Source organism: Pseudomonas sp. ADAK21, assembly GCF_012935735.1.
GTDB lineage: Bacteria > Pseudomonadota > Gammaproteobacteria > Pseudomonadales > Pseudomonadaceae > Aquipseudomonas > Aquipseudomonas proteolytica.
Map to the genome: position 1 here is coordinate 4,086,145 of NZ_CP052857.1, position 26,595 is coordinate 4,112,739.

Consider the following 26,595-nt stretch of genomic DNA (forward strand, 5'->3'; position numbering starts at 1 on the left):
ACAATCGCTGTGATGCTCAAAGAACAGAATATCGACTGGCCTGCTGCCGAATCGGCAGCGCGCAAGTTGGCCCGAAGGTCAGGAAATACGGGGGGTACAAGCGGATTCTTCACGTTCGCGCAAAGCGATTTCCTCGCTGATCAGGTAGGCCATCGACTCGACCGCCGTAGGCAAATCCCGGCCCTTGCGCGCATACAGGCCCAGGTCGCTGAACATCCCGCCTTGATCGCTCAAGGGGATATGCAGCAGTTCACCCCTGGCCAAGTCGGCCTCGATCCCGATCCGTGTCTGGAATGCCACCCCTAGCTGCTGGCGCGCCAACTGCCGTGCCAGTTCCATGGAATTGCTTTGCAGCAACGGTTTGTACGCGGCCGGCGAACGTTTGTGCAGTGGGGCGATCAAGTGATGGATCGACAGTTCACTGTTGGCCTGGATCACCCCGTGTTCAGCGCACAGGGTGTAACTGACGCTGGCATGGGCGGCCAGTGGATGTCCCGGTGCCACCAACGCACCAAGGCGGAAATGGCCGACACACAGTTGCGTGGTTTCCGCACTGCGCGGCAGGGCGAAGGCCAACCCCAGGTCTGCCTGGCCGTTGATCACCGCTGCCGGAATCGATTGTGAACCCTGCACGGTCACACCGATGGTCACCGCCGGATAGCGCTGGCGCATGCGCCTGAGCACGGCGGGCAGCAACTCCACCGTCGCGCCTTCCACGGTGGCGATTTCCACATGCCCGGTCTGTATCTGGTTCAGGCCTTCCAGTTCGCCGCGTACCCGCTCCACATCCTGTAGCACCAGGGTCACATGGCGAGTCAGGATTTCCCCGGCAGCGGTCAGGCGCAGCCCGCCGGGCAGGCGCTCGAACAGGGTCGCGCCCACTTCGTCTTCGAGTTTGAGAATCTGCCGGTTCACCGCCGACGAGGCGACGTTCAATCGGCGCGCGGCTTCACGGATCGAATGGCAGCGGCGGACCATATCGAAGTAGCCAATGGCCGCAGAGTGGATGCGCAGCGTGCGGTTGAGCATTTTTTTCTGATCCTTGTGGGCACGGCTTCAAGCCTTGGGGCAGGGCGGCTGAATGGATTTTTGTAACGTCGATGCCAGGCATCTTGTGGAAATGATTGTATACAACTCTATGGACATCCAATCTTTCTATTGCATACAGTGAGCGCACAACAAAAACAGAGATCCCCTCACCATGACTATCCCGAAGGCGTCACCGCAACGGCCAGAAGATGAGAATCTTGGCGTCGCTGCCAACATGGCTTACGGCCTGCAGCATGTACTGACCATGTACGGCGGTATCGTGGCCGTGCCGTTGATCGTCGGTCAGGCGGCCGGGTTGTCCCCGGCCGATATTGGCCTGTTGATCGCCGCGTCACTGTTTGCCGGTGGCCTGGCCACGTTGCTGCAAACCCTGGGCCTACCGTTTTTTGGCTGCCAGTTGCCCTTGGTGCAAGGGGTGTCGTTTGCCGGTGTGGCAACCATGGTGGCGATTGTCGGCAGCGACGGTGCGGGCGGTGTGCCGGCGATCCTTGGCGCGGTGATGGCCGCGTCGCTGATCGGGTTGCTGATCACCCCGATCTTTTCGCGAATTACCAAGTTCTTCCCGCCCCTGGTCACGGGGATCGTGATTACCACCATCGGCCTTACGCTGATGCCGGTCGCCGCCCGTTGGGCCATGGGCGGTAACAGCCGCGCCGCCGATTTTGGCAGCATGCCGAACATTGGCCTGGCGGCCATCACTCTGGTGCTGGTGCTGTTGTTGAGCAAGGTGGGCAGCGCCACTATCTCGCGCCTGTCGATCCTGCTGGCGATGGTGTTTGGTACGTTGATCGCGGTATTTCTGGGCATGGCGGACTTCTCCACCGTGACCCAAGGCCCGATGATCGGCTTCCCCACGCCGTTCCACTTCGGCATGCCGACTTTCCATGTGGCCGCGATCCTTTCCATGTGCATCGTGGTCATGGTGACATTGGTGGAAACCTCGGCGGATATCCTCGCGGTGGGCGAGATCATCGACACCAAGGTTGACTCCAAGCGCCTGGGCAACGGCCTGCGGGCAGACATGTTGTCGAGCATGTTCGCGCCGATCTTCGGTTCGTTCACCCAAAGCGCCTTCGCCCAGAACGTCGGCCTGGTGGCGGTGACCGGGGTCAAGAGCCGTTACGTGGTGGCCACGGGCGGCCTGTTCTTGGTGATCCTTGGCCTGCTGCCCTTTATGGGCCGGGTGATTGCAGCAGTACCAACCTCGGTACTGGGCGGCGCCGGCATCGTGTTGTTCGGCACCGTGGCGGCCAGCGGGATCCGCACACTGTCCAAGGTCGATTACCGCAACAACATGAACCTGATCATTGTCGCCACCTCCATCGGTTTCGGCATGATCCCCATTGCCGCACCGAGCTTCTACGATCAGTTCCCCAGCTGGTTCGCCACCATCTTCCACTCGGGGATCAGTTCCTCGGCGATCATGGCGATCCTGCTGAACCTGGCGTTCAACCACTTCACCGCCGGTAACTCAGACCAGCAATCGGTGTTCGTCGCTGGCACCGAGCGCAGCCTGTGCTTCCAGGATGTGGCGGCACTGCGGGATGGGGATTACTTCAGCAAAGGCAAATTGTTTGACGCCGAGGGCAAGGAGATACCGGTGGTAGCGGACTCGCAGCACAAAGCGACGGCGCCGGGCAGGGCTGAAACCAGCGAGGTTTAGCCCGAACACCACGCACTAAATGTGGGAGCGGGCTTGCTCGCGAAAGCGGTGGATCAGTCGGTACATCCGGCGACTGAAAAACCGCTTTCGCGAGCAAGCCCGCTCCCACATTTGATTTGTGTGGTTTCAAAATCGGGGGCGACAGGCTTCATCCAAAAACTTCACCACGGTGCCCATGCAGGCCTGGCGTTCTTCGACATGGGGCATATGGTTGGAGTCTTCGAACAGCGCCCGGCGCGCACCCTTGATCTCCAGCGGTGTGGCCTGGTCGTGCCGCCCGCAAATCATCAGGGTCGGTACTTGGATCTGCGCTAACCGGCCAATGCTGATCGGCCCGTGCAAGGCGTTGTACACCGTAGGATCGGCCGCCATCTGGGCGAACGTGCGTGCCACTTCTGCGGGCCACGGGTTGATTCGGCACAGGGGCTGATCATCGAAGCCGGCAGCCAGGTTGGCGGCGATAAACGCGCGCAGGCCCTTGGGTTGGCGAGTCGCGTGTTCACTGCCGAGCCTGGCGCCCCAGGCATGCCCGAGGATCGCGTAATGCCCGCTGATGTGCAGGTGGTCGAGCAGGTTGTCCAGTTCGTCGAGAAACAGTTCAACCGTCCAGAACTCGCCGGGCTGGTGGGGCAGGTGGGTGGAGTGGCCATTGCCCAGTTGATCGTAGTGAATCACCGCATGGCCACTGGCAGCCACGTCCTTGAAGGCGTCCAGATAGTCATGGGTACCGCCGGGGCCACCGTGGAGGATGACCAATGGGGTCTTGCCGCTGTCGAGGTTCCCGGTCACGCGATACCAGGTCTGATAGCCGCGAAAGGCTGCGTAGCCCTGGCGGGTCTGTTCGATGAATTCCATTTCCGGCCCTGCCATCAACAATTGGTCAGGTACACGATAATTTGAACAAAGCGTTTAAGTAACTGGCAAAACGGCTAGGTTTTTCAGCGGGACCTGCACTAGCGCCCTTTGTAGGAGCCGGCTTGCCGGCTCCTACAGGGGGTTATTGCTTTTGCGGATCAAACTGCTTGTCACGGATGAACAGCGCCGGGATCACCCCGCAGATAAAGTACGCCGCGCCCATCACCAAAAAGCCCACGCCAATCGAGCCATGGGACGCCAGGAAGCCAATGGCCGCCGGTGCTACTGCCGCGCCAATGCGGCCGATGTTGTAGGCACCGCCCACCGCCGAGCCGCGGAATTTTGCTTCGAAGCTCTCGGTCATGTAGGTCGCATTCACGCCGTAGGGAATGCCATACAAAAAGCCGAAGGTAATCAGCAGCCAGAGGATGTTGTCCGGGCTCTGATACAGCACGATCACCGGCAGGAACACCGCCGTGCCCAAGGCGCCGAAGGCAAACACCACGCGCCGACCCAGGCGGTCAGCCGCGAGGCCGGCGAGGATCTTGCCGAAAATCATCGCCGCGTAGGTACCGACCATGTAGCTGGTCATCGACTTGAAGTTCATCCCCAGTTCGCCTTCCAGGTAGGACGGCATCCAGTTGTTGACCCCGTAGTAGCCGAACTGCAGGAAGCCTGCGGTCAGCGCCCAGAGCAGGAACATGCGGCTGGCCTTGGGGTCGCTGAAGATCAGCTTGAACATGCCATCGGGCTTTTTCGCCGAGACGTGCTGGATGCCTTCGGCTTTTTCCCGCGCGCGGGCGGCCTGGGCGTTGAGCCAGGCCTGGGGTTCCGGCACCAGGCGCTGCATCAGCACGGCGAGGATCACCGGGATGATCGCCACGTAGAACAGCCAGCGCCAGCCGTGGTCCGGCAGGATCCAGCCGGCCAACAAGGTGGCGACGATATAGCCCACCGACCAGCCGGCCTGCAGGGTGCCGAGCACGGTGGTGCGGTAGCGGGTCGGTACGTATTCGGCCATCAGGGTGTTGCAGGCGACATACAGCGCGCCCAGCCCGAGGGAGGCGAAGAAGCGGGTGGCTGCAAACTGCCAGTAGCTGTGGGTCAGACCGAGAATCGCAGTGCCTACCGAGAACAGCATGATGCTCCACACCACGGTCTTGACCCGACCAAAGCGGTCGCAGGCCCAGCCTCCGTAAATCCCGCCGACCGCCATCCCGGCCAGGGTGAAACTGCCCAGGCTGCCGGCCTCGACACTGGTCAGGCCGAACTCGGCCTTCAGGCTGCTGAGGCTGTAGGACAGGAGCATCAAGTCTGCGCCATCGATCAGAAGGCCGAGGAAGCAGAAGATGAAGACAATGATCCACAGGTTGTTTTTTGCGGGCGACAACGCACCCGTCGATGTGGCGACTTCCATAGCGATACCTTGTTGTAGTTGTAGGGCACAGGTTATGGGTGTTGCAGGTTGCAACGCTGTTGCATGAACAAAGAAGATCTACTGTGGGAGCGGGCTTGCCCGCGATAGCGGCGTGTCAGTCAACTTTAATATCGAATGATGCACCGTCATCGCGGGCAAGCCCGCTCCCACACAAGCCCGGTTCCCCCCAAAGGGTTGTGTGGGGTTTAGTGCTGGGCCTCGCGAATCATGTTGCGTGCGATCACCAACTGCTGGATCTGCGTGGTGCCTTCATACAACCGGAACAGGCGCACATCGCGGTAGAACCGCTCGATCGCGTATTCGCTCACATAGCCCGCGCCGCCGTGGATCTGCACGCAACGGTCAGCCACCCGGCCGCACATTTCCGTGGCGAACATCTTCGCGCAGGAGGCTTGGGTGCCGATATCCAGGCCCTCGTCACGCTTGCGCGCCGCGTCCAGCACCATGCAGTGGGCTGCATAGATCTCGGCCTTGCTGTCGGCGAGCATGGCCTGGATCAACTGGAATTCGGCAATCGGCTGGCCGAATTGCTTGCGGTCGATGGCGTAGCGCAGGGCATCGTCGAGCATGCGTTCGGCGGCGCTCACGCTGACGGCGGCGATATGCAGGCGGCCCTTGTCGAGTACTTTCATTGCGGTCTTGAAACCCACGCCTTCGACGCCGCCGATCAGTTGCTCGGCGGGCACCCGCACATTGTCGAATATCACGTCGCTGGTATGGGCGCCTTGCTGGCCCATCTTATGGTCGCGCTTGCCCAGGGACACGCCCGGTGTATTGCGCTCGATGATAAAGGCGCTGATGCCACCGGAGCCCTTGATGTGCGGGTTGGTACGGGCCATCACTGTGAAAATCCCGGCGTGGGGCGCATTGGTGATAAAGCGCTTGGTGCCATTGATCACGTAATGCTCGCCATCGCGCACGGCGGTGGTTTTCAGCGAGGCGGCATCGGAGCCGGAATCCGGTTCGGTCAGGCAGAACGAACTGAGCAACTCGCCGCTGGCAAGCTTGGGTAAGTAGTGTTGTTTCTGCGCTTCGGTACCGTCCAGCAGGATGCCGAGGGAGCCGATGCCGTTGTTGGTGCCGAAGTAGGAGCGGAATGCTGGCGAGGTGCGGCCCAGCTCGAAGGCGATATGCACTTCTTCTTCCATGGTCACGCCCAGGCCACCGTAGGCTTCGGGCAGGGTCAGGCCGAACAGGCCCATGTCCTGGAATTGCTGGACGATGTCCGCCGGGATTTCATCCGTCTCGGCGACTTCGTTTTCCCGTGGGATCAGCGCTTCGTTGACGAACTGGCGAATGGAGTCCAGCAGGATATGAAGCGTTTGCGAATCTCGGATCATGTACATTCCTCGGCGGCCCGTTCGGCGGGCCGTTTGTATTGGATCTGCCGGGCCGCGCACCGATCTGTCTAGCGGGCGGCGGCCTCGATGTTATTGACCATGTGCTTGAGACGCGGCCCGATGTCGTCTTCGATTTTTTCCCGGGAAAGGTGAAAACTCGGCCCGCCACAGTTGAACGTCAACAGCCCATGTTGTGTGTGCAGCATGGGCACGGCGATGGCGTTGACATCGCGGTGCCACTCACCGATCGACATGCAATAGCCGAAGTCGGTGTAATCCCTGAATGCGCGTTCCAGCCCTTTGCGAATCGTCGGCCAATCCTCCAGATGGCGCTGGCGGATATGTTCGAGCATGAACTCCCGCTCACTCTCCGGCATCGCCGCCAGGCAGGCGCGGCCCGCCGAACTCAAGTGCAGCGGCAGGCGCGTGCCGATCTGGCGGCGCATGGTCATGTTCGCTTCGCCCTGGACCACGTCCAGGTACACCATGTCCAGGCGATCCCGGGAGGCCATCGCGACGGCAGCCTGGGCGTACTTGGCCATGGTCTCCATCAGCGGGTGGGCGGCGGCCCGCACCGACAGGTTGGATAGCATCGCGTAACCAAATGCCATCACCCCCACATTCAACTGGTACCGGCCAGACTGCGGCAGGTGCTTGAGGTAGCCCAGGCGGGTCAGGGTGTGGGTCATGCGCGTCACCGTCGGTTTCGGCAGGCCGGTCTTGCGCGCCAGTTCCTGGTTACCCAGCACGCTTTCGCTGGGGGTAAAACAGCGCAGCAGTTCCAGGCCTCGGGCCAGCGCGGTGATGAACTGCCGATCCTTGTCTTCCTCCTCATCGTTGCTCATCGGATCCAGCCTCACGTGTTCAAAACCATGGGGGCCTGCAGGTGTCTGGGATGGACTTGGGTCCGGGTTGCGACGGTGCATGGTAATCATCCTTTTTTTGTAAAATCAACAAAACAAAACATGATTTCGCTGTGCGGAATTGTTGGTTGTGTTGATTTTTTATCGCTGCTCTCTAATTAGTCTTTTTAAAACAATATCTTATGGTTTTATTCGATGGGTTGCCGTGCTTTTGCATTTACATCTGCCATATCGGCACATACTATTTTGTGTAATTACGAAATACTATTTCGCACAGCAAAACAATAGCTGGCTGCGCCAGAAAATCCGGCAGTCGGCGACACAGACCTTCAGGAATAACAACAATGGGTGCATTAACAGGTTTGCGCGTACTGGATTTGAGCCGGGTCTTGGCCGGCCCATGGTGTGGTCAGGTGCTGGCGGACCTGGGCGCGGAAGTGATCAAGATCGAGCGCCCGCACAGTGGCGATGACACGCGCGGCTGGGGGCCGCCGTGGATGCAGACTGCCGCTGGCGAGTCATCCGGGCAGGCTTCGTATTACCAGTCCACCAACCGCGGCAAGTTGTCGGTGGCCATCGATCTGGCCAGCGCCGAAGGCCAGGAACTGGTGCGGGCGCTGGCGGCCAGTTCCGATGTGCTGATCGAGAACTACAAGGCCGGCTCCTTGGCCCGATATGGCCTGGACTACGCGACCCTGGCCGCGCTCAACCCGCGCCTGGTGTATTGCTCCATCACGGGCTTCGGCCAGACCGGCCCGCGTGCCGAAGAGCCTGGCTACGACTTCATCATCCAGGGCATTGGCGGCCTGATGAGCATCACCGGCGAGCGCGATGACTTACCAGGGGGCGGCCCGCAGAAAGTCGGTGTGGCCTTTTCCGACCTGATGACCGGGCTGTATTCCACCGTGGCGATCCAGGCCGCGCTGCTCAGCCGTGAACGCACTGGCGTCGGCCAGCATATCGATATGGCCCTGCTGGACGTGCAAGTCGCGACCCTGGCCAACCAGAGCATGAACTACCTGGCCTCCGGCAAGGTGCCCCAGCGCTTTGGCAACGCCCACGCCAATATCGTGCCGTACCAGGTGTTCCGTGCGGCAGACCGCGACTTCATCATCGCCTGCGGCAACGACAGCCAATTTATCGCCTTGTGCCAGAGCATCGGCTTGCCACATCTGCCGGATGATCCGCGCTTTCGGCGCAATGCCGATCGCGTTGCCCATCGGGGCGAAATCGTCGAGTTGCTGTCGGCGCATTTCCTCGGCCGCACGGCAGACGAGTGGGTCAGCTGCATCCACGCCTCGAAAGTGCCGGTGGGCGCGATCAACAACATCGCGCAATCGCTGGAAGAACCGCAGGTAATCGCCCGCGAACTGATGGTGAAGATTCCCCACCCGCAAAACCCGGATTTCGCCATGGTCGGCAGCCCGATCAAGATGTCCGGCACCCCGGTGGAGTACGTACGGCCAGCGCCGATGTTGGGCCAGCATACGGATGAGGTGTTGGCTGGGCGGTTGGGGTTGTCCAGTGAGCAGTTGGGACAGTTGAAGCGTAGTGGGGTGATTGAGCAGTTGCCGTAACGAGGGGCCTCTGGGTCAGCGCTGCAATATTTTGCCCAACGCGCCCATGTCCATGGCCTCATTCATGCTCAACGGGCCGGAAAAGGTGAAGGGTTCCTTGTAGAGCGATTCATAGTGCATCTCTACAAATACGTCATTCCTTTGCAGGAAAAAGCTCATTTGCAGCAGGCACAAGGGGCCGAACTGTGTGCTTTTAGTCGGCTCTAGAATCGCGATGTCATTACCAGGCCTGACCGCAGCACCTTCGGTGGGCCAGCCTTTGGCGAAGCACTCGGGATTCAATCGCGCCTTCTCCAGCACGGCGGGCCAGCGACTGTCCCCCAGCCCGTCGAACTGCTCGTCGCCGACGCGAACAGTGAACGAGGTGATGATGCCCGGCCCGATCCCTTCGTTGGACAAATACAGCCCGCTTTTTTCCGCCGTCAAATGCGGTGTAATCCCCAGGTAGGGCCTTACGGAGAGGCGGTTGTGCTCGCGCATCAAGTCCAGTTGCCAGAAGGAAATCGACGCGGCGGCAATGGAAATCACCACCGCTGCCAGTGACAGGAGCGTACCGGAGGAAAACCTGGGCTTTTTCGGTGTCGGTGTGGCGGCGGCACGGCGGGGCTTGAAAAAGGGGTGGTGATGCATTTTTTTCACGGAGCGACTTCCTGTCGGTTTGGTTTGCCACTTTTCTTGGGTTCATGCTGTAGAGCGTTGCGGCTTGCTGTAGACAGCCGAGCGATGATAGCGCACCCAAACAGCGCCTTGTACACACGTAAAAGCGCATTAAATGGTTGACTTATCCTTTTCAATCAGTAAGATACGCCGCATTCCGCGATAGCTCAGTTGGTAGAGCAAATGACTGTTAATCATTGGGTCCCTGGTTCGAGTCCAGGTCGTGGAGCCAGACATTGAAAAAAGCCTGCAGAGATGCAGGCTTTTTTCGTTCAGGGCGGTTTTCCTGAGCGCCATCTTATAGCCCGACTTTTATGAAGCTGTCTCTAATCCTTCGATTCAGAGGCAAGCCGTATGAAAATCGCAGCAATCGTTTCAACCAAGGGCGGACCGGGTAAAACCACGGTGGGCGCCAATCTAGGCGCGTTCTGCGCCTAAAAAGACGCAAATGAGAATGAGTGGCAAATGAGAACTGTTGGTATATCATGCCTCGCGATTTCCAGGCAGGTTCACCTTCCCGTCCGCTCATCCATCAGGTCAAACATCCATGCGTCGTACCCTGCTTTCTCTCTGCGTGCTTCAGGCGTTTTCCCCTTTTGCTTGGGCGCAGGTTGCCGGCACCGAAAATGCCAGCCTTGAACTGCAAGCCATCAATGTCACGGGCGAATCAGACACTGAGACGGCTCAAGGGCCGGTCAAGGGGTATCGCGCCACACGTTCGGCCAGCGCGACGCGCACTGACACAGCAATTCATGAGACGCCGCAGTCCATCAGCGTAGTGCCCAAAGACGTGGTCGAGGACATTGGTGCCACTCGCTTGCAGGAGGCCCTGGACTATGCCGGCGGTGTTGGCCGCGCGAACAACTTCGGCGGCCAAGGGCTTACCAACTTCACCGTTCGAGGCTTTACAACCGCCGAGTTCTACCGCAACGGTTTTCCGATTAACCGGGGCTACCCAAACATGCCGGACGCCAACAGCATTGAGCGGCTTGAAGTGCTTCGCGGACCAGCGACGATGCTCTATGGACGTGGCGATCCCGGCGGTACCTTCAACATAGTTTCCAAGCAGCCTTTGCCTGAGCGGACGGTCACATTGGGTAGCCAGCTGGATGATCAGGGTATGAAGCGTGGCACCCTTGATGCTTCCGGCCCGCTGGATGAGCAAGGTCGCCTGGCCTATCGCCTCAACGTGGTAGGAGAGGGCGGCGACACCTTCCGCGACCATGTCTCAACCGAACGCTATGGCGTAACGCCTGTACTGAGCTGGCAGGTCAATGACGACACCAAGGTGATTTTCGAAGGCGACTTCATGCGTAACAATCATCCGCTTGATCGAGGCCTGACTCGCTTTGCCAACCAACGCGGTACCGCATCCCGCGACACCTTCTGGGGTGAAAAATACGCCGGTAATCTGCACAACGATAACAACATGGCTCAGTTGCGGTTCGAGCATATGCTCAACGACAACTGGAGCCTGGGCGGTGGTTTCCAGTGGCTGGACGGTACGATGAAGGGTAATGCTGTTGAGGCCAACGGTGCTGCCAGCATGAATGCCGATGGGCGAACACTCCAGCGCAACTTCAACTACCGCAAGTTGGACTGGACCGACAAAGACTATCAACTGAACCTGACCGGGCACTTTTCCACGGGAGGCCTTGATCACACGTTGCTGACTGGCGTCGAGTACGAAGATTATGACTACAAGTCCATCATCCAACGCTCCAGCGCAGAGCTGGGGGTTTTTCCAATTGATATCTTCAACCCGGTGTATGGCCAGCCACGTCCGGCGCTGACTCGTACGCCTACCCACGACAAAGAAAACCTCAAGACTTACGCGGCCTTCGTCCAGGATCAAGTGGCGCTGACCGAGCGTTTAAAGGTGCTCGCCGGTGCGCGCTTTGAGCGTTTCGAGCACGAGTACAAATCCTACGTGCCCGGCGTGAAACCCTGGAACGCTGCCGACAACGCCGTCACTCCGCGAGTCGGTGTGATGTATGACCTCACTGACACTGTCGCGATCTACGCGGATGCCGCGCGCTCTTTCAAGCCCAACACGGGTGCCAGTCGTCAAGGCGGCGGGTTCGAGCCGGAGAAGGGCAAGTCTTACGAGGTGGGCGTGAAGTGGGAAGCGCTTGATCGGCAGTTGAGCGTTGACGCGGCGATATATCAGATCGAGAAGAAAAATGTTCAGGGGGTTGACCCCGTTGACTCGGCCTTCAGTGTCGCCACGGGGCAGGTCCGCAGCCGCGGCTTCGATCTGAACGTGGCCGGCAACCTGACGCCCGAGTGGCGGATCATCGGCGGCTATGGCTATGTGGATGCCGCTGTGACCAAGGACACTTCAGTGCGCACCGGAACGCCTCTGGCGAATATTCCGCGCAACAGCTTCAGCCTGCTCAACATGTATGAGTTTCAGGATGGCGCGTTCAAAGGATTGGGCCTTGGCGCAGGTGGAAAATACGTAGCCGAGCGTGCCGGGCAGACCGCCAATAACACGTTCTCGATGGAGGCCTACACCGTCGTCGACGTGCTCAGCTATTACAAGGTCAACGAAAAGCTCAGGCTCAACCTCGACGTGAAGAACCTGTTCAATCGCGAGTACGAAGAAGGCTCGTTCCTGAACTTCTACGCTTACCCCGGTGAACCGCGTACGGTGCAAGTGGGCATTTCTTATACCCTGTAGCCTGATCAGAGTACGGCTCGCTGTGTCTTGCTCGAAATATCAGTCGGGCAGCACAGCCACTGCCTCGATTTCGAACAACATGCCATCCAGCGCCAGACGCGGCACAGGTATCAAGGTACAGGCCGGTGTCGGCGAGGCGCTCCAAAGTTGCTGCAATTGCGCGCCGAAAATCTCAAGGCGCGCCTGGCTGTGATCGACGATTAATACCGTGAGTTTGGCCACATGGCTGACCTCGGCGCCGACTGAACGCAAGGCCACCTGCAAGTTGGCCAAGGCTTGGCGAACCTGATCGGTAAAGTCGGCCGAGAGCTCACCGTCGGCAGTCTCACCGCCTTGGCCGGCGATAAAGACTAGCCGGGCACCGGCAGCCACCTCGGCAACATGGGAGTAGCCGTTGGCGCTGGGGTCATATAGCCCTGGCGGGTTGGACAAGGTCAGCGTTCGGGAAGGTATTGACATAGTGATCTCCTGAAAAAGTAGTGCCGCATCCTCAGTGGACGGGCAAGGCTATCGGACGCATCGGCGCCGCATCCGCTCCGCGCAGCTTCAAAGACGCTCCCACAAAGGCGAATTGATAAACTTGATCCTTGGACAAACCTTCCAAGTTCACCAACTCAATGATCGGCGCGCCCTGCATGGCCAACAGATAGGTGTGCAGCGGCAGGTAGTTACCCTCGACCTCGGAAGGGAAGGTCTCAAAACTCAGATTGTCGGCACCGACCACCATGGCACCGCTGACCTCCACCAGAAACTTTGCCGCATCCAGGCTCAGGCCCGGCGGGTTGGCCATGTAGATCTGGGCGTGCTCATAGTCACGCATGCGCCCGGTGCGAATCAGCACCACATCGCCCTGTTCCAGCGCCACTCGCTGCTTGGCCAGCGCTTGCTGTAGATCACTGCGGGTGATGCGGTAGTTATCAGCCAGTTGATCCAGGCCCTTGGCTGCGGCGACATCGATCATGACTCCGCGGGCGATGATCGGTGGCAGCTTTTCTGCCCCTGTGACATTCCAGCCTCGGTCGCCCAAGTGCTGGTCGGCACGAAAGCCGTTCCAGATCTTGCCATCGAGGCCAAAGTGATTGAGGGCGTCGATATGAGTACCCATATGGGCATACATCGACACCGCCGAGCCGCTGTAGCTGACGTGCTTGTTCATAGGATCGCCGACCTGCATCGGGTCGGCGATGACATTGCCGTGTGGGGTGTGGGTCATCCACATCTGGTAAGGCGGATCACCCGCCGCTTGCCAACTGGGCATGCCGACAAAGTACTCCACTGCTAGATCGTAGGCCTGGGCCCCATTTACCCGAGCCATGATCGCCGCCTGCGACTGCGGGGTCATCAGATTCAGACGCCCGATCTCATCCTTCTCGCCCCAGGGGCTGATACCCACTTCGGGCTTGACCGGCGCGCCAGCGCTGCACAGTGAGCTGAGCACCGACAAGACGGCCAGCCCGCTAAGGTTTTTGATCCACGAACTCAACAACATGCCATGACTCCTGTAAGGGGAGCGGCCATGTTATGGGTTGTAAATTCATAGATAATCAGGCCTTTAATTGATTGATATTCAACCCAGGAGAAACAATATGGATGTGTTGGTGGCCATGCGTACCTTTCGCCGCGTGGTTGAGCGCGATAGCTTCAGCCTTGCCGCCGTTGACCTGGGGCAATCCACAGCCGCAGTGAGCAAGCAGGTAAGGCAGTTGGAGGCGCGTCTGGGCAGCCTGCTACTACTGCGCACAACCCGCCGCATGAGCCTGTCGGAGGCTGGCCAGGCGTATTTCAGTGAATGCTGCCACCTGCTCGATGAACTGGACGCCCTGGAACGTGCGACCCAGGTCGGCGCCAGCGAGCCCAGCGGCCGTCTACGGGTCAACGCGCCGCTGTCGTTCGGCCTCAAGGTGCTGTCGCCGATCTTGGTGGCGTTCATGCAGCGCTACCCAGAACTCAAGGTCGAACTCACCCTCAACGATCGCCTGCTAGACGTCATCAGCGAGGGCTTCGATGTGTCGCTGAGGATCCGCAGCCGTCTACCCGACTCCTCGCTGATCGCCCGACGCTTGGGCGAAGTTCAGCAGATGATCTGCGCCGCTCCGGCTTATCTGCAAGCCAAAGGCACTCCCCACAACGTTGATGATCTGCGTGAACACAGTTGCCTGGCTTATCGCCTGGCCGAATACCCCGACAGTTGGCACCTTCAAGGCCCGCAAGGCAGTAGCCGCCTGGAACTGCCGGTGCGCCTTGCGGTGGACAACAGCTTAATGCTGAGCGACATGTTGCAGGCTGGCCTGGGTATTGGCGCTCTGCCTTCGTTCATCGCCCAGCCTTTGCTCGACAGCGGCCAGCTGGTGCAGGTGCTCCCCGGGCAGTCGATGCCTCGGCGCTCGATCTACGCGCTTTACACGAGCCATAGGCATGTGCCGCAGAAAGTGCGGGTGTTTGTCGACTTCCTCGCCCATGCACTGGAAACGCTACCGCTGATGAGCGCGCCCACAGTTGCCGCGGGCACTGCTGGACTTGGGCGCGAATGAAGCTGTTGCGAGACCGGATACCTCTGAGTGTTTCAAGTGATCAGCATGGCCGCGGCGGCGCCCACCATAATCGCCGCCGCGCCGCGGAACAGCCACTGTTGGGCTCTGAGGCTCGACAGCAGGTGCCGGATGCGCACCGCGCCGACAATGAACACTGCACCAACGCCCAACAGAACGAGAATGGTCAATGGCACCAGCACCAGCCCCCAAGTCTGTAGCGAGACTGTTTCAAGGTTGATCACGAGCGGTAACAACGCCAGATAGAAGCCTATGGTCTTCGGGTTGCCCAAGGTAATGGTCAGGCCAGATATCGCCGCCGACAGCAGTTCTTTTTTCTTCGCTGGGTGCCCCATTTCGATAGCCTGATGGTTGGCGAACCAGAATTGCCAAGCCAGATAGCACAAGTACAGCGCAGCCGCCCAGCGCACCAAATGGAACAATGCATCGAAGTGCGCGGCGACCATCGCCAGTCCAAAGATGGCAAATGACAAGTAAGTCAGATCGCCGAGTATCAACCCAAATAGCAGGCAAAAGCCCGACAGTGTGCCACCGCTGACGCTCCGCGCTACCAGCGCGGCCATGCCGGGACCGGGAATGGCCGCCGCGATGCCCAGCGCTGCCGTATAGGTAAGTGCTTGTGATAAGTTGAGCATATGGCTTTTCTCGGATTATTTATTATTAGGTTGCTGGTTTCTTGCATGCTCGGAAGTCAAGATTGAAACGAGTTCGCCTGAGTCTTTAATCTACGCCATGGCAGTGTTCTACAAACACGGTATCGTGAGTTCAATAAGCTGAATGTCGCCTCAGCGCAAAATCGAACTTCAATAAAGGTCGCACGACGATCAGCAGTTCATTTAAATAGCGAAAGATTGCCCGTCAATTTGCTGATGCTTTTCTGTGGTCCGACCAAACCAATGGCAACCAACTCTATACCTGAACTATCGGCCTCGGAGATACGCGCCTCATATTCCTCATACGTCTTGCAGGATTGCGCCAGGGCGCTGAAGGGCATAGTGTGAATTTCATTATCCAGCAGCGCTTTCTTATGAAGTTCCCGCAAGTAATCACTGTTGGATCGCAAAACTGGCAAAGGTGCGTATATAACTCCAGGGTAATTAATCTCGTCACTGCTTTGCAGGGCAGGTCCAACCAGACCCTCTACCGAACGTCCTAGACTGACACCTATGACGCTTACGGCATTTACTGCATGTCCCAACCCCAGCGCGTTGTCGACAACAATTACACATTTGTGAACGGCAGCATCGAAATTCATATACACCTCGATTCCATCTATAAAGCTTTGGTTGTGTTGACTTTATCAATGACTTCAGACCAAGGTCGCGATCACTTACCCACAGTCATTTTTCCGATTAATTGCATTCTTAAGGCACTTTAAGTTGCTTGCATTCATGCCTAAACCTCAGTCCGCCTTGGATTTATCTATCGATTTGTGCCTGAGAGGCTGAGGCCCTGTAAACCCGATGTCAGGTACTGAAGAAATACTATCCCCTTCAGAGCGGTATTTTTTTTCTACTTTGATCCGTGGGAGGATTGGTTCTGGTAGGATTTACCTGTTTATTACGAATGGTGGGAATTTATGACCGATCAGGTGCTCAGTCTGACAGATGTTAAAATCCTTACAGCCTTGCAGCAGGACGGTAGGATCACCAACCAGACCCTGGCCGACCAGATCGGCATGTCGGCCTCGCCATGCTGGCGCAGAGTTCGCCAGTTGGAAGAGCATCGTTATATTCAGGGCTACCGGGCGGTGTTGGACCGACGCAAGATCGGGTTGGGGGTGATGGTGTTTGTAAGGGTCAGAATCGACCATCACAGCGCGGCCGAGGCCAAGAAGTTCGAGCAGGAAGTGATGCAGCTTGAGGATGTGGTGGCGTGCTACAGCATCGGTGGCGACGCTGACTTCCTAATACAAGTAGTGGCGCGCGATCTTGACTCTTTTTCTGATTTCGCGATGTCGGTAGTCCGACAGCTGCCTGGTATCAAAGAGATGCAGAGTATGTTTGTGCTCAAGGAGATCAAGCCCTTTGTGTCGTTCCCGGTCAAGCGCTCCCCAGAAGCCTGAGGACAACTATCCAGGTTTCGGTTGGTTATGCGCTGTAGGAGATGCGGTGGCTGGCTGCTGCTGTCCACTTTTCCTACAGACCAAGAAATATTGAGAAAAGCCTGCAGAGATGCAGGCTTTTTTCGTTCAGGGCGGTTTTCCTGAGCGCCATCTTATTAGCCTGACTTTTATGAAGCTGTCTCCAAGCCTTCGATTCAGAGCCAAGCAGTAAGAAAATCGCAGCAATCGTGTCGACCAAGGGCGGACCAGGCAATACCACGGTATCAACGGGCTCTGCGCAGCCCTGCGTACTTTTGATGTATGTTTGTCGCCGCCAAACGTTATTGGCATTCATGGAGGATTCTGACTGATGGCACGTGTGGGATTGATACTGACCCCCGGTTTTGCGGATTGGGAATACGCGTTGATTGCTGGAACTGCGTCCCCGTTTTACGGGATCGATGCCAGGTTTTTCGCTTCTACTACGGGGCAGTTCTGCTCGCAGGGTGGGTTGGCTGTAACGGTCGATAGCAGTTTGCAACAATGTCTGGACTGGAAACCGGACGTCGTTGTCGTCATTGGAGGAATGATCTGGGAAAGTGCAGATGCACCGGATATTCGCGACTTTCTTCATGCCAGTCGTGCAAGTGGAGCGACAATTGCCGGTATTTGTGGGGGAACGCTGGCACTTGCTAGGGCCGGGCTTCTCGACACGGTTGCTCATACCTCGAACAGCGCTGACTTCTTAACGCAAAATGCCGTAGGTTATGAAGGGCGCACGCTTTATCGAAACAGCCCAGTAGCTGTGGTTGCAGACCGCATCATAACGGCACCGGGCCCTGCACCCGTTAGCTTCACCTGCGAAGTGTTCAAAGGTGCCGGGCTATCTTCAGCGATCATTTCTCAGTTCCGGTCAATGTTGGCAGCGGAACATCGGTGACCCCTATGAGTGCGAAGACTTTTAATTACTCGACCTTGTTATCTGGCAATGGGGCCGTATGAATTTCGTCAAACATAGCGGTTGCCACTGAAGCAGCATAAACAATGTATTTCACATCACTTTCTTTACTCTTGACTTCATAAATTTCACAAAGAAGACTTTTGTTGTTCTTGGGTAACACTACAGGCGACCAAGATGAAGGGCTCTTGAAGTTATGCTCAGGGCCTTTGTACGTTAAAGACTTTATGCCAACAACGGTGCGCTTATATTTTTGTCTATCAGGTCTTTTGGAGTTTTCATAGTCGCCTATAAATGATCCTAAAGAACCAGAGACAACATCTATGCACTCCCTGTCTAGCGCGGTCTCATAATCAGCCGCCGCGTATGTTCCAACGCTACCATGGTTGGAATAGAATTTTTGTCGCGGCGACAATTTCTCTTCTGGCTGCTTGGGTGTATATTCATCACCCTCGAAATAGTATTCGATGTATCCTCGCGAAATATCCACCCTGTTGTATTTTGTTCTCTTTTCTATCACGTCTTCGAAAGTATACCAGCGATGCTCAATTAGTGTGTGCTCGACGTCTAGCCCGCTCGCCATCACCTTTAATGAAAGCGCGGAGCCGAACAAGATATATGCAATATGAATATTTTTCATGAGCTCACCTGAAGCATGGTTTTTTAAAGTTTACTTTATTTTAATCAGTGCACGATAGAGTTGTAAGTTTATCTAATAGCCCTGGAACAAAGGAAAACTAGTCGGGCAGAAAACCCCACTCCGACTGAGAGATACCTGGGCCAACCGAGTGAGGCTTCAAATGGCGGAAAGAACCCCAGATCTGGCTCTCTTCGATCTGGCCATCGACAGCAAGCTTCGAGCCTGCGACTTAACCAAGCTCCGCGTGCGCGATGTTGCTCATGGGGAGCACTTATCATCACGAGCCATGGTGATGCAGCAGAAAACGCAGCGGCCTGTGCAGTTTGAGATCACTGAGCAAACACGATCTGCTCTCGGGGCCTTGATCCAGCCATGTATGGCACACACACAATGAGACGTACGAAGGCATCACTGATCTATCGCAGGACGAAGTCAGACTGTCGCTAACCGGCCCAGGCTGTGTGAAAACGCAGACGTCAGATCAGAGCTTTGCCACTTATAAAAAAGCGCCGGAAATTTGAAGTCGGCGTTGACTATAAACTCCGTGACATGAGGTATTGCTCCTTCCCCCAAGCCTCAAAGCGCTCCAACACTTTCCAGCCAAGCTGGGTGTAATAATTGCTCTGGTTATGGGTGTGCAAGTACAAGGTAGTGAACCCAGCGTCTCTTGCATGGACACAGATGCCTTCGATTAACTGCGCCGCGAGCCCTCTCCTGCGAGCTTCAGGTGCGATGAACACGCACGCAAGCCACGGGCCTAGATCCGGTCGGTCAGATAGGTCGTTGTTGGCAAGCGTCGCGCCACCTAGCAACTGGTCTCGTTCCGTTGCGATCAGACACTTCCAACTGCCATCACGCTGTCCCTCAGAGAACTCGTGTTTCCAGCTCGAAAGAGATTGCTGCGTAAACTCATAACTGAATTCCCGGTAAAGCCATTCGGCCATAACGCCGCACTTGTCCATTTGTTTATCGAGCCAATCCACTCGCAGCATCTGAAACGCTCCTTATGTATTTGTCACGCCGGTAGGGTTCGGGACAATCATACAGCCGTCTGCCGTTCCGCAACTGTTGTCAGGCCGCAGTGGTATTGCAAGACCATCTGGTTGCCAGGCATAAGGGGCGCAAGTTGCTGCAACTGGATATCGACGCCATCGCCGCAGGCGGCGGTGGCGGACACTGCGTGACCAGCCACCCGCCTTGGGTTTAGCCCGTTGCGCCGGCAAGGCGCCCGAGCCGCAGCCAGCCAATCAATACGGCGGCGATCAGCAAGAACCCCAGGTAGCCAAACAGCGGATACACCTGGCCGACCAGGCTGATGAAGCCGATCAGGCTGCCGGCAAAAGCCAGCGCGGCAAAGGCCGCCGACCCGACACGGAATTTACGGGTGCCGGGTGGCAGCAGGCGCGCCGAGAAGGAGTACAAGGTGCCGACTGCGGTGTTGAGGATCATCAGGAAGATAATCACCGCCATCAGCAGCCCGAGGGCTGGCGAGGCTTCGCTGGCGATGGACAGCATGGGCATCGGCAGGTCTGCCACGCTGTCAAGGCGCGACAACAGTCCCAGGCTCATGACCAGCATCAGCAGGCCCAAGATGGCGCCGCCGAGAATCCCGCCCCAGACCGCCTGTTTTTCGCTTTTCGCCGCGCCGCCCATGATCGCCAGGATCGGTACGCCGGCCACGATGTTATAGGACACGTACAGCAATGCACCGAGCAGCCAATGGCTGGCGCCGGCGCTCTGGCGGCTGGCCACCTGATCCAGCTCGGCGAAGCTCAGGCCCCGGGTGGCTGCGCCGTAGAGCGCTACGCCGACGGCAGTGAGGATCAGAAACGGCGTGACCGAACCGATCAGGCCGATGACTTTATGCACGTCCAGGCACACGATAGCGATCACCACCAGGGTGACCGCCACGCTGCCCAATGTGGCCGGGATGCCGAACTGCTGCTCCAGCAACGCACCGCCGCCCGCCAGCATGACCACGGTGACCGCAAACATGAAAAAGGTGATCATCAGGTCGACCAGTACCCCCAGGTGGCGCCCGCACAATGCATACACCACGTCTTTATGGGAGGTGGCGCGCAGGCGGTTGCCCATGCCCGCCAGCGCCATGCCGAGGAAGGTGAACAGTGCGGCGCTGAGCACCGCACCGAGCAACCCCCATACGCCGAAATCGACGAACATCAGCAACAGTTCCCGGCCCGAGGCGAACCCCGCACCGACGATCACACCGACAAATGCACCGGCAATCTTCAGACTTTCTTTCATGACGACTTCCCTTGAATTGTTGTTGTTAAGGGGCGTGCAAGCTTGCTTGTGAAACACCTCAACGAAACGCGTTGCCTTGAGGCTTTTCGCCAGGTATCAGCGGGTTGGCGGGCCGACCCAGGCCTGGACTTCGATTTCTACATCGACCCCCAGCGCCAGTTGCGCCCCGACGGTGGAGCGCACCGGGAAACCCTGCTTGAAGTAGCGTGCGTACACCTCGTTGAAACCGGCGAAGTGCCGCATATCCGACAGCCACACCGTCGCTTTCACCACCTGCTCAAACCCGGCGCCGCATTCGGCCAGGGTTTCGCCGATGCGGCTCATGACGGCTTCGGTTTGCTGCTGGATATCACCGCGTACCACTTCGCCTTTCGGATCCATGGGCACCTGCCCGGAGAGGTACAGCAAATCGCCCACCCGAATGGCTTTGGAAAACGGGTAGGGCAGGTGGCTGGGGTAACGCTGGAGACTTTCTGGCATGACAGGGAACCTCTGCAGAGTGAATGATCAGCGCAAGCGGGCGGGAGCCATGCGCTGTGGTTCGACGCCCTGGCGCCGCAGCGCTTCGGGCAAGGGTTGATCGAGCAATAGGGAACAGGCCAGTTGCGAGACTCCGGCCGCCGACTGGATGCCATAACCGCCCTGGGCGGCGAGCCAGAAGAAGCCTTCACAGCGCTCATCCCAACCGACCACCAGGTCGCCATCGGGGACGAAAGAACGCAGGCCGGCCCAGCTGTGACGTGGCCGCCGAATGCTCAGGGAGGTGGCGGCTTCGATGTGATAAATCCCCGTGGCGATGTCCAGCTCTTCGGGCATCACGTCCTGTGGCGGAACCGGATCGGCGTTGGCCGGTGAGCCCAGCAGTTGGCCGGCGTCGGGTTTGAAGTAAAAACTTTCGTCGATGCCGATAACGGCGGGCCAGTTTGCAAAGTCCAGGCCTTCGGGGCCGTCGAAGGTGAAGGCGGTACGCCGACAGGGTTGCAGGCCGATCGGTGCTACGCCGCATTGCTGTGCCACCTCATCGGCCCAGGCGCCAGCGGCGTTGACCAGGTTGCGCGCGCGCAGTTGTCGGCCGTCGGCCAGTGTCAGCAGCCAATGCCGGCCCTGGCGGGTGGCGCTGCTCAACTGCGCGTCACACTGCAAGACCCCTCCGGCACGACGCATGGCCCGCAGGAAACCCTGGTGCAGCGCATGCACATCGAGGTCGCGGGCCTCGGTTTCAAGCATGGCGCCGGCGATGACTTCCGGGCGCAGGCAAGGCACCAATGCCAACGCCTGTTCGCGGTCAATCAGCGAAACATTGGCCGCGCTGGCCTGATGGCTGTCGAAGGTTTTGTGTAGCAACGCTTGCTGCTCGTGACTGGCCACATACAGGCAGCCGCGTGGCTCGAGCAGCGCGTGCTCGGTAAAGCCTGCCGGTGGTTGCTCGTAGAAGGCCCGACTGGCGCGGGTCAGCGCTTGAATCTGCGCAGTGCCGTAGGCTTCCATGAACATGGCGGCAGAGCGTCCGGTAGCGTGGTAGCCCGGCTGGCTCTCACGTTCGAGCACCACCACACTGGCTTCGCCGGCCAGGCGATAGGACAGGGACGCCCCCGCAATGCCGCCGCCGATGATGGCAAAATCGAAACAGTCACTGTCCTGCATGCCGAAGTCCCTTCTGTGTGCGAATGAGGTTTTTCTCGTTTTTGATAATTCTCACATAAGAGAAATGTAGGATATGAGAATTTTCCAGTCAAGCCTTCGTCGTGGGTTAATATTCCGGCCCTAGTCCTTACCCCGTTTTTTGTGCGACAGAGAGTCCGTATGAGTTCCGATCAGACAGCGCCCGCATCGTGTTCCACGGCCCATCCGCTGATAGATCGCAGCCAGGTAGGTGCCCGTTTGCGGGGGATTCGCAAAGACCAGAAGCTGACGCTCAAGCAGTTGTCCGAGCGTTCGGGCGTGGCGCTGTCGACCCTGTCGAAGATGGAGTTGGCGCAGGTCTCGGTCAGCTACGAAAAGCTGGCGGCGGCAGCGCGGGCGCTGGGCGTGGACATTGCGCAGTTATTCAGCCCGGTGAAGACTGCGCTGAATCTGGTCCAGCCCACGGTGGTCAGCACCGCCATTGATAGCGCGGCGGGCTACAGCACGGGCAATTACGATTACCACCCGATGGCAGGGGATTTCCCCGGGCGGCGCATGACACCGATGTACGCGCGCATTTTCGCCCGGGAGCTGACCCAGTTTGACGACTACATCCGCCACCCCGGCCAGGAGTTTGCGGTGGTGCTGTCCGGGCGGGTGCGGATTCAATTCGAAACGGGCGAGTCCATCAGCATTGGCTGCCGCGAAACCGCCTATTTCAACAGTGGCATCGGCCATATCTACCTGGCGGAAAGCGAGGCAGACGCTGAAGTGATGGTGGTGATGACGGATTACTGAGGCGCGCTGGCGCCACTGCTCATCCAGTACTCCGCCTGGCCGCTGTGTTCATCGACCTGTTCATGGGTCACCACAAACCCTTGCGACAGATAGAACTGGCAACTGGCGGTGTTGTTTTTATACACCGCCAGGGTCAGCACGGGCCGCTGCGTCCTGGCGTGAGCCATCAAGCGTTTACCGATGCCCTGGCCCTGGCAGTCGGGGGCGACAAACAGCGCGGCCATCTGGTTATCGAGCAGCGAGTAGAACCCCACGACCCTTGAGTCGCGTTCCATGACGTAGGTTTCCGAGGCCGGGATATACAGGTTGCGCATGTTCTCGACCTGCGACTGCCAGAAGGCGGCGTCGATAAAGTCGTGGGCGATGAGCGAGGCATCCAGCCAGATCTGCAGGACGCTATCGAGGTCTTTGGGTTGCAGGAGTCTGATCATTTTTCCAGTCTTGCGATGGGTTATTCGACACTCAGGCCGGCCGCTTTCCACTCGTCAAACCCGGCGCGCAGCCGACGCGCGGGCAAGCCATGGGCGTGCAAGGTGTTGATGGCATCGGTGGACAGCACGCAATAAGGCCCGCGGCAGTAGGCGACCACGTGCTTGCCTTTTGGCAGCTCTGCCAAACGCTGTTGCAGGGCCTGCGCCGGGATGTTCAGCGCGCCGGGCAAGTGCCCTGATGCGAACTCATCTTCGGGGCGCACATCCAGCAGCACCACGCTCTGGCTTTGCATCTGCAACAGCAACTCCTCGATGGAGATACCCTCCAGGCGCTCACGTCGCGACAGGCTGTCGAGGGCGACCTCGCGTATCTCGGCATGCTGGAACGCCAGGTAACCACGCAATGCTTCCAGCAAGGGCGCCACCGGACCGGCCCCCAGGCTGTAGAGCACCCGTTTGCCATCGCGGCGCGTCTGCACGATGCCCGCGCGCTTGAGTTGCTGCAAATGCTGCGAAGCATTGGCAACAGACACGCCGGACAGTTGCGCCAGTTGTTCGACAGAGCGCTCTTCCTGGGCAATGTGTTCCAGCAGCGCCAAACGATGGGTGTGGCCCAAGGTCCGGGCGATGTCGGCCAGGGCGGTGAAGTGATCGGCGGGGAATAGGGGGGTTGACGGTTTCATGGCAAAGATCCTAGCATCGGCCAAACATTCAATCAATTAATTGAATGTTTGTCTGGAGGCATCTAAGTCTGTCTGTTGCTTTCACCGCCAACGATCAAAAGGAGTAGGGACGTGCTTGAGTTTCTTGGGTATTCGGTGGTTATCGGGGCTGGTGCGACCCTGGTCATGGATCTTTGGGCGTTGTTGCTCAAGCGCTGCCTGGGCGTGCCGTCCCTGGATTTTTCCATGGTCGGTCGCTGGGTCGGCCACCTGCCCCGTGGGCGCTGGATGCATGCCGGTATCGCCCAATCATCACCGGTGCCGGGGGAGGGGCTGCTGGGTTGGGTCACCCATTACCTGATCGGAGTGTTCTTTGCGGCGTTGCTGCTGCTGATGGTGGGGCTTGAATGGGCGCGACAGCCGACGTTGCTGCCGGCCCTGGCCTTTGGTGTGCTATCGGTGGTCGCGCCGTTCTTCGTCTTGCAACCGGCGATGGGCGCCGGCATCGCCGCGTCCAGAACCCCCAGGCCCAATACTGCGCGGTTGCGCAGCACGCTGGCCCATGGGGTGTTTGGGGTGGGGCTGTACCTGGCCGCCTGGGCGCTGGTCCTGCTTACAGGGTCTGCACGATGATCTGGCCCTTGAGGTCGTTGACCATGCTTTCGATCACCGGCTTCATCGCCTTGAAGTCCTCGGGGCTGCACACCGTGTTGGCATGGGCAAACTTGAAGTAGCGGGTGATCAGGACCGTATTGCCTTCCTTGGCGTAGGTGGCCTGGTAGTCAAAGCCGGCCTGTTGCAGGGACTGCGGCTTGGGCACGGCGAGGACCGTGACTTCCTTGGGAAACTCGAAGCGGGCCTGCTCCTGGGTTTCTCCCGAGAGGCAACCGAAGCCCTGGGTGCGGTCTTTTTCCGAGGCGAAGGCAAACACGTTCTGCGCAATACCGCCCACCAGGCTGCTGAGTGCTGGTACACCGGTCGGGCCTGGCAGGTTGACCAGGTTGTCGGTGCGCCCTTCAAGGGTGTTCTTGAACGGGTTGACTTCATCTTGCAGCGAGTCGCTTTTGAACGTGCCCTGGCCCGTTTGCCCGTACCAGCCGAGGACATTGCGGATCATCGAGTCGCGGTCTGCTGGTTTCATGGCATTGAGCAGGTAGCGATTGAACTCCGAGCCCCAGCCTTCCACGGTGGTGGCGTGCACAAAGTCCGCCGCACCGTTGCTGTCGACCTTGAACAGCAGGTCGTTGCTGACCTTGCCGGTTTGCCCGGCCGGGGTCTTGGTTAGTTCGCCGGACTGCGTCAACAGCACCGGTTTGCCCAGCACCGGAATCGGCAGGTAGCCCGCGGCGATGGCCGTGGCAGTCGAGTCCAGGTACAGATCCAGAGCCGGCACGTAGGTGATCGCATGGTTGAGCACACCCAGGGTAGGCACTTTGGCCAGGGTGTAGCTGTTTCCCTGGTTGACCAGCACCGGTGAGCTTTCGATTGCCACCGCGCGCAGCAAGGCTTCAAGCAGGGCCACGTGGTCCTTGCAGTCGCCATAGCGGTTATCCAGCACGGCCTGGGCCGGATGCGGCACTACGCCGCCCGCGCCAACATACACCGCTACATAACGAATGTTCTTGCGCACCCAGTCGCTCAGGGCCAGGGCTTTGCTGCGCGGGGTGGTCAGGTTGGCCGTGAGTTGCTTGGCCAGGTCGGCAATGGCCGGTGTCACTTCTACCTGGGCCCTGGCCTCATAGGCCTGGGCAAAGTCCTTGTAGCTGGCGAAGGTCGAGACAGCGAGGAATTGCCCGTAATCGACATAGGATACGGCGCCGTTTTCAATGCGCGCCTTGGCCTGCGGTACGTAGTCCCAACGGTACACCTTGCGCCCAGCGGCGGCGGCCGGGGTACTGGCCTTGAAGCCCCGGGCGTCGACAAACAGCGGCTTGTCGGCCGGCAAGTCGTAGCTCAGGCTCAACTGCTCGGCGTCATAAAAGTCCGGCACGAAGAAGTCTTCGAACTGCTGGGGGAACAGTGCCGTAGTGCGCTGGCGCTGGTAACGCAGGACCAGCCGGTCACCGACCGCCACCTCTGGGAAAATCACAACCTTGACCCGCGAGTCCTGGAACATCGGCGCCTGCGAGGAGGCTGTCTCCTGTTGTTCCTTGATCTGCTCGGCGCTCACCTTTACCTGGCGGCCGTCGGGTTTACGGGTGAAGGCTTCAAGCACTTCGAGGGTTTCCAGAGAGCGGTTGTAGCTCAACGAACGTTGCGCGTTGCTCTTGATCGCGCGCTCTTCGTTGATCCGCGTAACCAGTTCAATGGTCTGGACGAAACTGCCATCGGCATTGATCACGTAGGACTGTTGATTTTTTTCGAAGGTGGCCGAGTGGTCGGTTTCATCGGTGGCGGCCTGGGCCGTCAGTGAACAAGCCGCCAAAAACAGTACGCCCAGCAGGCGCAGGGAGGGCAGGTAAAAGCCTTGCATAGAGATCCTTCTGACTAATGCGACGC

The 26,595-nt window shown here is 58.7% G+C and carries 27 protein-coding genes, 1 tRNA gene and 2 pseudogenes; 11 read left to right on the top strand and 19 right to left on the bottom strand.

Translation table 11 applies throughout. The features are described from left to right. Positions 1-78: 78 nt before the first annotated feature. Positions 79-1,029: a LysR family transcriptional regulator gene (locus HKK57_RS18530; protein ID WP_169390526.1), complete on the bottom strand. Its 951-nt coding sequence runs from the start codon at positions 1,027-1,029 to the stop codon at positions 79-81. A 172-nt stretch (positions 1,030-1,201) separates the two neighbouring features. Between HKK57_RS18530 and HKK57_RS18535 the strand changes: the two genes are divergently transcribed. Beyond that, positions 1,202-2,713, top strand: a complete 1,512-nt coding sequence (locus HKK57_RS18535; protein WP_029293981.1) for a nucleobase:cation symporter-2 family protein — start codon at positions 1,202-1,204, stop codon at positions 2,711-2,713. 126 nt (positions 2,714-2,839) lie between these two features. Here the strand turns inward: HKK57_RS18535 and HKK57_RS18540 are convergent, their stop codons facing one another. The 4 genes from HKK57_RS18540 to HKK57_RS18555 form a co-directional block, all read right to left on the bottom strand. Beyond that, complete coding sequence (locus HKK57_RS18540; RefSeq protein WP_169390527.1) at positions 2,840-3,568, bottom strand: alpha/beta fold hydrolase; 729 nt, start codon at positions 3,566-3,568, stop codon at positions 2,840-2,842. Between the two features lie 142 nt (positions 3,569-3,710). Continuing rightward, the gene (locus tag HKK57_RS18545; protein WP_029293985.1) at positions 3,711-4,985 is read right to left on the bottom strand and encodes an MFS transporter; all 1,275 of its coding nucleotides are present in this window, start codon (positions 4,983-4,985) and stop codon (positions 3,711-3,713) included. A 206-nt stretch (positions 4,986-5,191) separates the two neighbouring features. After that, the gene (locus HKK57_RS18550) at positions 5,192-6,346 is read right to left on the bottom strand and encodes an acyl-CoA dehydrogenase family protein (protein ID WP_169390528.1); all 1,155 of its coding nucleotides are present in this window, start codon (positions 6,344-6,346) and stop codon (positions 5,192-5,194) included. A gap of 68 nt (positions 6,347-6,414) precedes the next feature. Then, a complete protein-coding gene (locus HKK57_RS18555; RefSeq protein WP_169390529.1) occupies positions 6,415-7,272 on the bottom strand; it encodes an IclR family transcriptional regulator in 858 nt (285 codons plus the stop codon). A 281-nt stretch (positions 7,273-7,553) separates the two neighbouring features. On the opposite strand from HKK57_RS18555, the gene HKK57_RS18560 reads away from it, so the two are divergent. Then, the gene (locus HKK57_RS18560; RefSeq protein WP_133715141.1) at positions 7,554-8,786 is read left to right on the top strand and encodes a CaiB/BaiF CoA transferase family protein; all 1,233 of its coding nucleotides are present in this window, start codon (positions 7,554-7,556) and stop codon (positions 8,784-8,786) included. A gap of 15 nt (positions 8,787-8,801) precedes the next feature. Here HKK57_RS18560 and HKK57_RS18565 read toward each other — a convergent pair whose 3' ends face one another. Next, on the bottom strand, positions 8,802-9,425 hold the full coding sequence (locus HKK57_RS18565; RefSeq protein ID WP_169390530.1) for a hypothetical protein: 624 nt from the start codon (positions 9,423-9,425) through the stop codon (positions 8,802-8,804). 174 nt (positions 9,426-9,599) lie between these two features. Between HKK57_RS18565 and HKK57_RS18570 the strand changes: the two genes are divergently transcribed. From HKK57_RS18570 to HKK57_RS18575, 3 genes and pseudogenes are all read left to right on the top strand, one after another. After that, a tRNA-Asn gene (locus HKK57_RS18570) sits at positions 9,600-9,675 on the top strand. A gap of 122 nt (positions 9,676-9,797) precedes the next feature. Next, positions 9,798-9,878 (top strand): annotated as a pseudogene (locus tag HKK57_RS27045) (ParA family protein); the annotation flags it as partial. A 112-nt stretch (positions 9,879-9,990) separates the two neighbouring features. Further along, positions 9,991-12,126: a TonB-dependent siderophore receptor gene (locus tag HKK57_RS18575; RefSeq protein ID WP_169390531.1), complete on the top strand. Its 2,136-nt coding sequence runs from the start codon at positions 9,991-9,993 to the stop codon at positions 12,124-12,126. A gap of 39 nt (positions 12,127-12,165) precedes the next feature. Here the strand turns inward: HKK57_RS18575 and HKK57_RS18580 are convergent, their stop codons facing one another. Both HKK57_RS18580 and HKK57_RS18585 read right to left on the bottom strand, forming a co-directional pair. Further along, positions 12,166-12,585, bottom strand: a complete 420-nt coding sequence (locus tag HKK57_RS18580; protein WP_070994563.1) for a RidA family protein — start codon at positions 12,583-12,585, stop codon at positions 12,166-12,168. A gap of 31 nt (positions 12,586-12,616) precedes the next feature. Next, complete coding sequence (locus HKK57_RS18585) at positions 12,617-13,615, bottom strand: cyclase family protein (protein WP_169390532.1); 999 nt, start codon at positions 13,613-13,615, stop codon at positions 12,617-12,619. Between the two features lie 97 nt (positions 13,616-13,712). Here HKK57_RS18585 and HKK57_RS18590 point away from each other — a divergent pair, with 97 nt between their 5' ends. Beyond that, complete coding sequence (locus HKK57_RS18590) at positions 13,713-14,657, top strand: LysR family transcriptional regulator (protein ID WP_070994561.1); 945 nt, start codon at positions 13,713-13,715, stop codon at positions 14,655-14,657. Between the two features lie 32 nt (positions 14,658-14,689). Here the strand turns inward: HKK57_RS18590 and HKK57_RS18595 are convergent, their stop codons facing one another. Both HKK57_RS18595 and HKK57_RS18600 read right to left on the bottom strand, forming a co-directional pair. Beyond that, on the bottom strand, positions 14,690-15,310 hold the full coding sequence (locus tag HKK57_RS18595; protein WP_154906877.1) for a LysE family translocator: 621 nt from the start codon (positions 15,308-15,310) through the stop codon (positions 14,690-14,692). A 197-nt stretch (positions 15,311-15,507) separates the two neighbouring features. Then, on the bottom strand, positions 15,508-15,930 hold the full coding sequence (locus HKK57_RS18600) for a DUF2000 domain-containing protein (RefSeq protein WP_154906878.1): 423 nt from the start codon (positions 15,928-15,930) through the stop codon (positions 15,508-15,510). A gap of 324 nt (positions 15,931-16,254) precedes the next feature. On the opposite strand from HKK57_RS18600, the gene HKK57_RS18605 reads away from it, so the two are divergent. Next, a complete protein-coding gene (locus HKK57_RS18605) occupies positions 16,255-16,740 on the top strand; it encodes an Lrp/AsnC family transcriptional regulator (protein ID WP_070994559.1) in 486 nt (161 codons plus the stop codon). Positions 16,741-16,813: 73 nt separating this feature from the next. Here HKK57_RS18605 and HKK57_RS18610 read toward each other — a convergent pair whose 3' ends face one another. Next, positions 16,814-17,074 (bottom strand): hypothetical protein, encoded by a 261-nt coding sequence (locus tag HKK57_RS18610; protein WP_143007497.1) that lies wholly within the window; start codon positions 17,072-17,074, stop codon positions 16,814-16,816. Positions 17,075-17,089: 15 nt separating this feature from the next. Here HKK57_RS18610 and HKK57_RS18615 point away from each other — a divergent pair, with 15 nt between their 5' ends. Continuing rightward, on the top strand, positions 17,090-17,659 hold the full coding sequence (locus HKK57_RS18615) for a DJ-1/PfpI family protein (RefSeq protein ID WP_029294009.1): 570 nt from the start codon (positions 17,090-17,092) through the stop codon (positions 17,657-17,659). Positions 17,660-17,684: 25 nt separating this feature from the next. On the opposite strand, the gene HKK57_RS18620 is transcribed toward HKK57_RS18615, so the two are convergent. Then, positions 17,685-18,317: a hypothetical protein gene (locus tag HKK57_RS18620; RefSeq protein ID WP_070994558.1), complete on the bottom strand. Its 633-nt coding sequence runs from the start codon at positions 18,315-18,317 to the stop codon at positions 17,685-17,687. Between the two features lie 79 nt (positions 18,318-18,396). On the opposite strand from HKK57_RS18620, the pseudogene HKK57_RS26820 reads away from it, so the two are divergent. Next, positions 18,397-18,752, top strand: a pseudogene (locus tag HKK57_RS26820) (integrase); the annotation flags it as partial. Positions 18,753-18,850: 98 nt separating this feature from the next. Here the strand turns inward: HKK57_RS26820 and HKK57_RS18625 are convergent. The 4 genes from HKK57_RS18625 to HKK57_RS18640 all read right to left on the bottom strand — a co-directional run bounded on the left by HKK57_RS18625 (position 18,851) and on the right by HKK57_RS18640 (position 22,226). After that, entirely contained in the window at positions 18,851-19,309 is a 459-nt protein-coding gene (locus tag HKK57_RS18625; RefSeq protein ID WP_029294013.1) for a GNAT family N-acetyltransferase, read from the bottom strand. 211 nt (positions 19,310-19,520) lie between these two features. Next, positions 19,521-20,582, bottom strand: coding sequence for a YkvI family membrane protein (locus tag HKK57_RS18630; RefSeq protein WP_070994557.1), 1,062 nt, complete (start codon positions 20,580-20,582; stop codon positions 19,521-19,523). Between the two features lie 96 nt (positions 20,583-20,678). After that, positions 20,679-21,062, bottom strand: a complete 384-nt coding sequence (locus tag HKK57_RS18635) for a RidA family protein (protein WP_169390533.1) — start codon at positions 21,060-21,062, stop codon at positions 20,679-20,681. A gap of 27 nt (positions 21,063-21,089) precedes the next feature. Further along, positions 21,090-22,226, bottom strand: a complete 1,137-nt coding sequence (locus tag HKK57_RS18640) for an NAD(P)/FAD-dependent oxidoreductase (protein WP_169390534.1) — start codon at positions 22,224-22,226, stop codon at positions 21,090-21,092. 159 nt (positions 22,227-22,385) lie between these two features. On the opposite strand from HKK57_RS18640, the gene HKK57_RS18645 reads away from it, so the two are divergent. After that, positions 22,386-23,003, top strand: coding sequence for a helix-turn-helix domain-containing protein (locus tag HKK57_RS18645; RefSeq protein ID WP_029294022.1), 618 nt, complete (start codon positions 22,386-22,388; stop codon positions 23,001-23,003). Here the strand turns inward: HKK57_RS18645 and HKK57_RS18650 are convergent. Both HKK57_RS18650 and HKK57_RS18655 read right to left on the bottom strand, forming a co-directional pair. Next, a complete protein-coding gene (locus tag HKK57_RS18650) occupies positions 22,997-23,434 on the bottom strand; it encodes an N-acetyltransferase (protein WP_029294024.1) in 438 nt (145 codons plus the stop codon). The two genes, HKK57_RS18645 and HKK57_RS18650, sit on opposite strands and share 7 nt — an antisense overlap. 20 nt (positions 23,435-23,454) lie before the next feature. Then, the gene (locus HKK57_RS18655; protein WP_169390535.1) at positions 23,455-24,117 is read right to left on the bottom strand and encodes an ArsR/SmtB family transcription factor; all 663 of its coding nucleotides are present in this window, start codon (positions 24,115-24,117) and stop codon (positions 23,455-23,457) included. A 111-nt stretch (positions 24,118-24,228) separates the two neighbouring features. Between HKK57_RS18655 and HKK57_RS18660 the strand changes: the two genes are divergently transcribed. Then, positions 24,229-24,729 carry a DUF2938 domain-containing protein gene (locus HKK57_RS18660; RefSeq protein WP_029294028.1) on the top strand — a complete coding sequence of 167 codons (501 nt, stop codon included), beginning with the start codon at positions 24,229-24,231 and terminating at the stop codon, positions 24,727-24,729. Here HKK57_RS18660 and HKK57_RS18665 read toward each other — a convergent pair. Beyond that, positions 24,710-26,569 (bottom strand): DUF3857 domain-containing transglutaminase family protein, encoded by a 1,860-nt coding sequence (locus tag HKK57_RS18665; RefSeq protein ID WP_169390536.1) that lies wholly within the window; start codon positions 26,567-26,569, stop codon positions 24,710-24,712. The two genes, HKK57_RS18660 and HKK57_RS18665, sit on opposite strands and share 20 nt — an antisense overlap. Positions 26,570-26,595 lie beyond the last annotated feature (26 nt).

Coding starts and splice junctions, on each gene's coding strand:
- HKK57_RS18535 (WP_029293981.1), top strand. CDS start 1,202: ATGACTATCCCGAAGGCGTCACCGCAACGGCCAGAAGATGAGAATCTT.
- HKK57_RS18630 (WP_070994557.1), bottom strand. CDS start 20,582: ATGAAAGAAAGTCTGAAGATTGCCGGTGCATTTGTCGGTGTGATCGTC.
- HKK57_RS18530 (WP_169390526.1), bottom strand. CDS start 1,029: ATGCTCAACCGCACGCTGCGCATCCACTCTGCGGCCATTGGCTACTTC.
- HKK57_RS18610 (WP_143007497.1), bottom strand. CDS start 17,074: ATGAATGCCAATAACGTTTGGCGGCGACAAACATACATCAAAAGTACG.
- HKK57_RS18665 (WP_169390536.1), bottom strand. CDS start 26,569: ATGCAAGGCTTTTACCTGCCCTCCCTGCGCCTGCTGGGCGTACTGTTT.
- HKK57_RS18635 (WP_169390533.1), bottom strand. CDS start 21,062: ATGCCAGAAAGTCTCCAGCGTTACCCCAGCCACCTGCCCTACCCGTTT.
- HKK57_RS18560 (WP_133715141.1), top strand. CDS start 7,554: ATGGGTGCATTAACAGGTTTGCGCGTACTGGATTTGAGCCGGGTCTTG.
- HKK57_RS18640 (WP_169390534.1), bottom strand. CDS start 22,226: ATGCAGGACAGTGACTGTTTCGATTTTGCCATCATCGGCGGCGGCATT.
- HKK57_RS18605 (WP_070994559.1), top strand. CDS start 16,255: ATGACCGATCAGGTGCTCAGTCTGACAGATGTTAAAATCCTTACAGCC.
- HKK57_RS18625 (WP_029294013.1), bottom strand. CDS start 19,309: ATGCTGCGAGTGGATTGGCTCGATAAACAAATGGACAAGTGCGGCGTT.
- HKK57_RS18650 (WP_029294024.1), bottom strand. CDS start 23,434: ATGATCAGACTCCTGCAACCCAAAGACCTCGATAGCGTCCTGCAGATC.
- HKK57_RS18555 (WP_169390529.1), bottom strand. CDS start 7,272: ATGCACCGTCGCAACCCGGACCCAAGTCCATCCCAGACACCTGCAGGC.
- HKK57_RS18655 (WP_169390535.1), bottom strand. CDS start 24,117: ATGAAACCGTCAACCCCCCTATTCCCCGCCGATCACTTCACCGCCCTG.
- HKK57_RS18580 (WP_070994563.1), bottom strand. CDS start 12,585: ATGTCAATACCTTCCCGAACGCTGACCTTGTCCAACCCGCCAGGGCTA.
- HKK57_RS18595 (WP_154906877.1), bottom strand. CDS start 15,310: ATGCTCAACTTATCACAAGCACTTACCTATACGGCAGCGCTGGGCATC.
- HKK57_RS18620 (WP_070994558.1), bottom strand. CDS start 18,317: ATGAAAAATATTCATATTGCATATATCTTGTTCGGCTCCGCGCTTTCA.
- HKK57_RS18590 (WP_070994561.1), top strand. CDS start 13,713: ATGGATGTGTTGGTGGCCATGCGTACCTTTCGCCGCGTGGTTGAGCGC.
- HKK57_RS18575 (WP_169390531.1), top strand. CDS start 9,991: ATGCGTCGTACCCTGCTTTCTCTCTGCGTGCTTCAGGCGTTTTCCCCT.
- HKK57_RS18545 (WP_029293985.1), bottom strand. CDS start 4,985: ATGGAAGTCGCCACATCGACGGGTGCGTTGTCGCCCGCAAAAAACAAC.
- HKK57_RS18550 (WP_169390528.1), bottom strand. CDS start 6,346: ATGATCCGAGATTCGCAAACGCTTCATATCCTGCTGGACTCCATTCGC.
- HKK57_RS18600 (WP_154906878.1), bottom strand. CDS start 15,930: ATGAATTTCGATGCTGCCGTTCACAAATGTGTAATTGTTGTCGACAAC.
- HKK57_RS18615 (WP_029294009.1), top strand. CDS start 17,090: ATGGCACGTGTGGGATTGATACTGACCCCCGGTTTTGCGGATTGGGAA.
- HKK57_RS18645 (WP_029294022.1), top strand. CDS start 22,386: ATGAGTTCCGATCAGACAGCGCCCGCATCGTGTTCCACGGCCCATCCG.
- HKK57_RS18585 (WP_169390532.1), bottom strand. CDS start 13,615: ATGTTGTTGAGTTCGTGGATCAAAAACCTTAGCGGGCTGGCCGTCTTG.
- HKK57_RS18540 (WP_169390527.1), bottom strand. CDS start 3,568: ATGGAATTCATCGAACAGACCCGCCAGGGCTACGCAGCCTTTCGCGGC.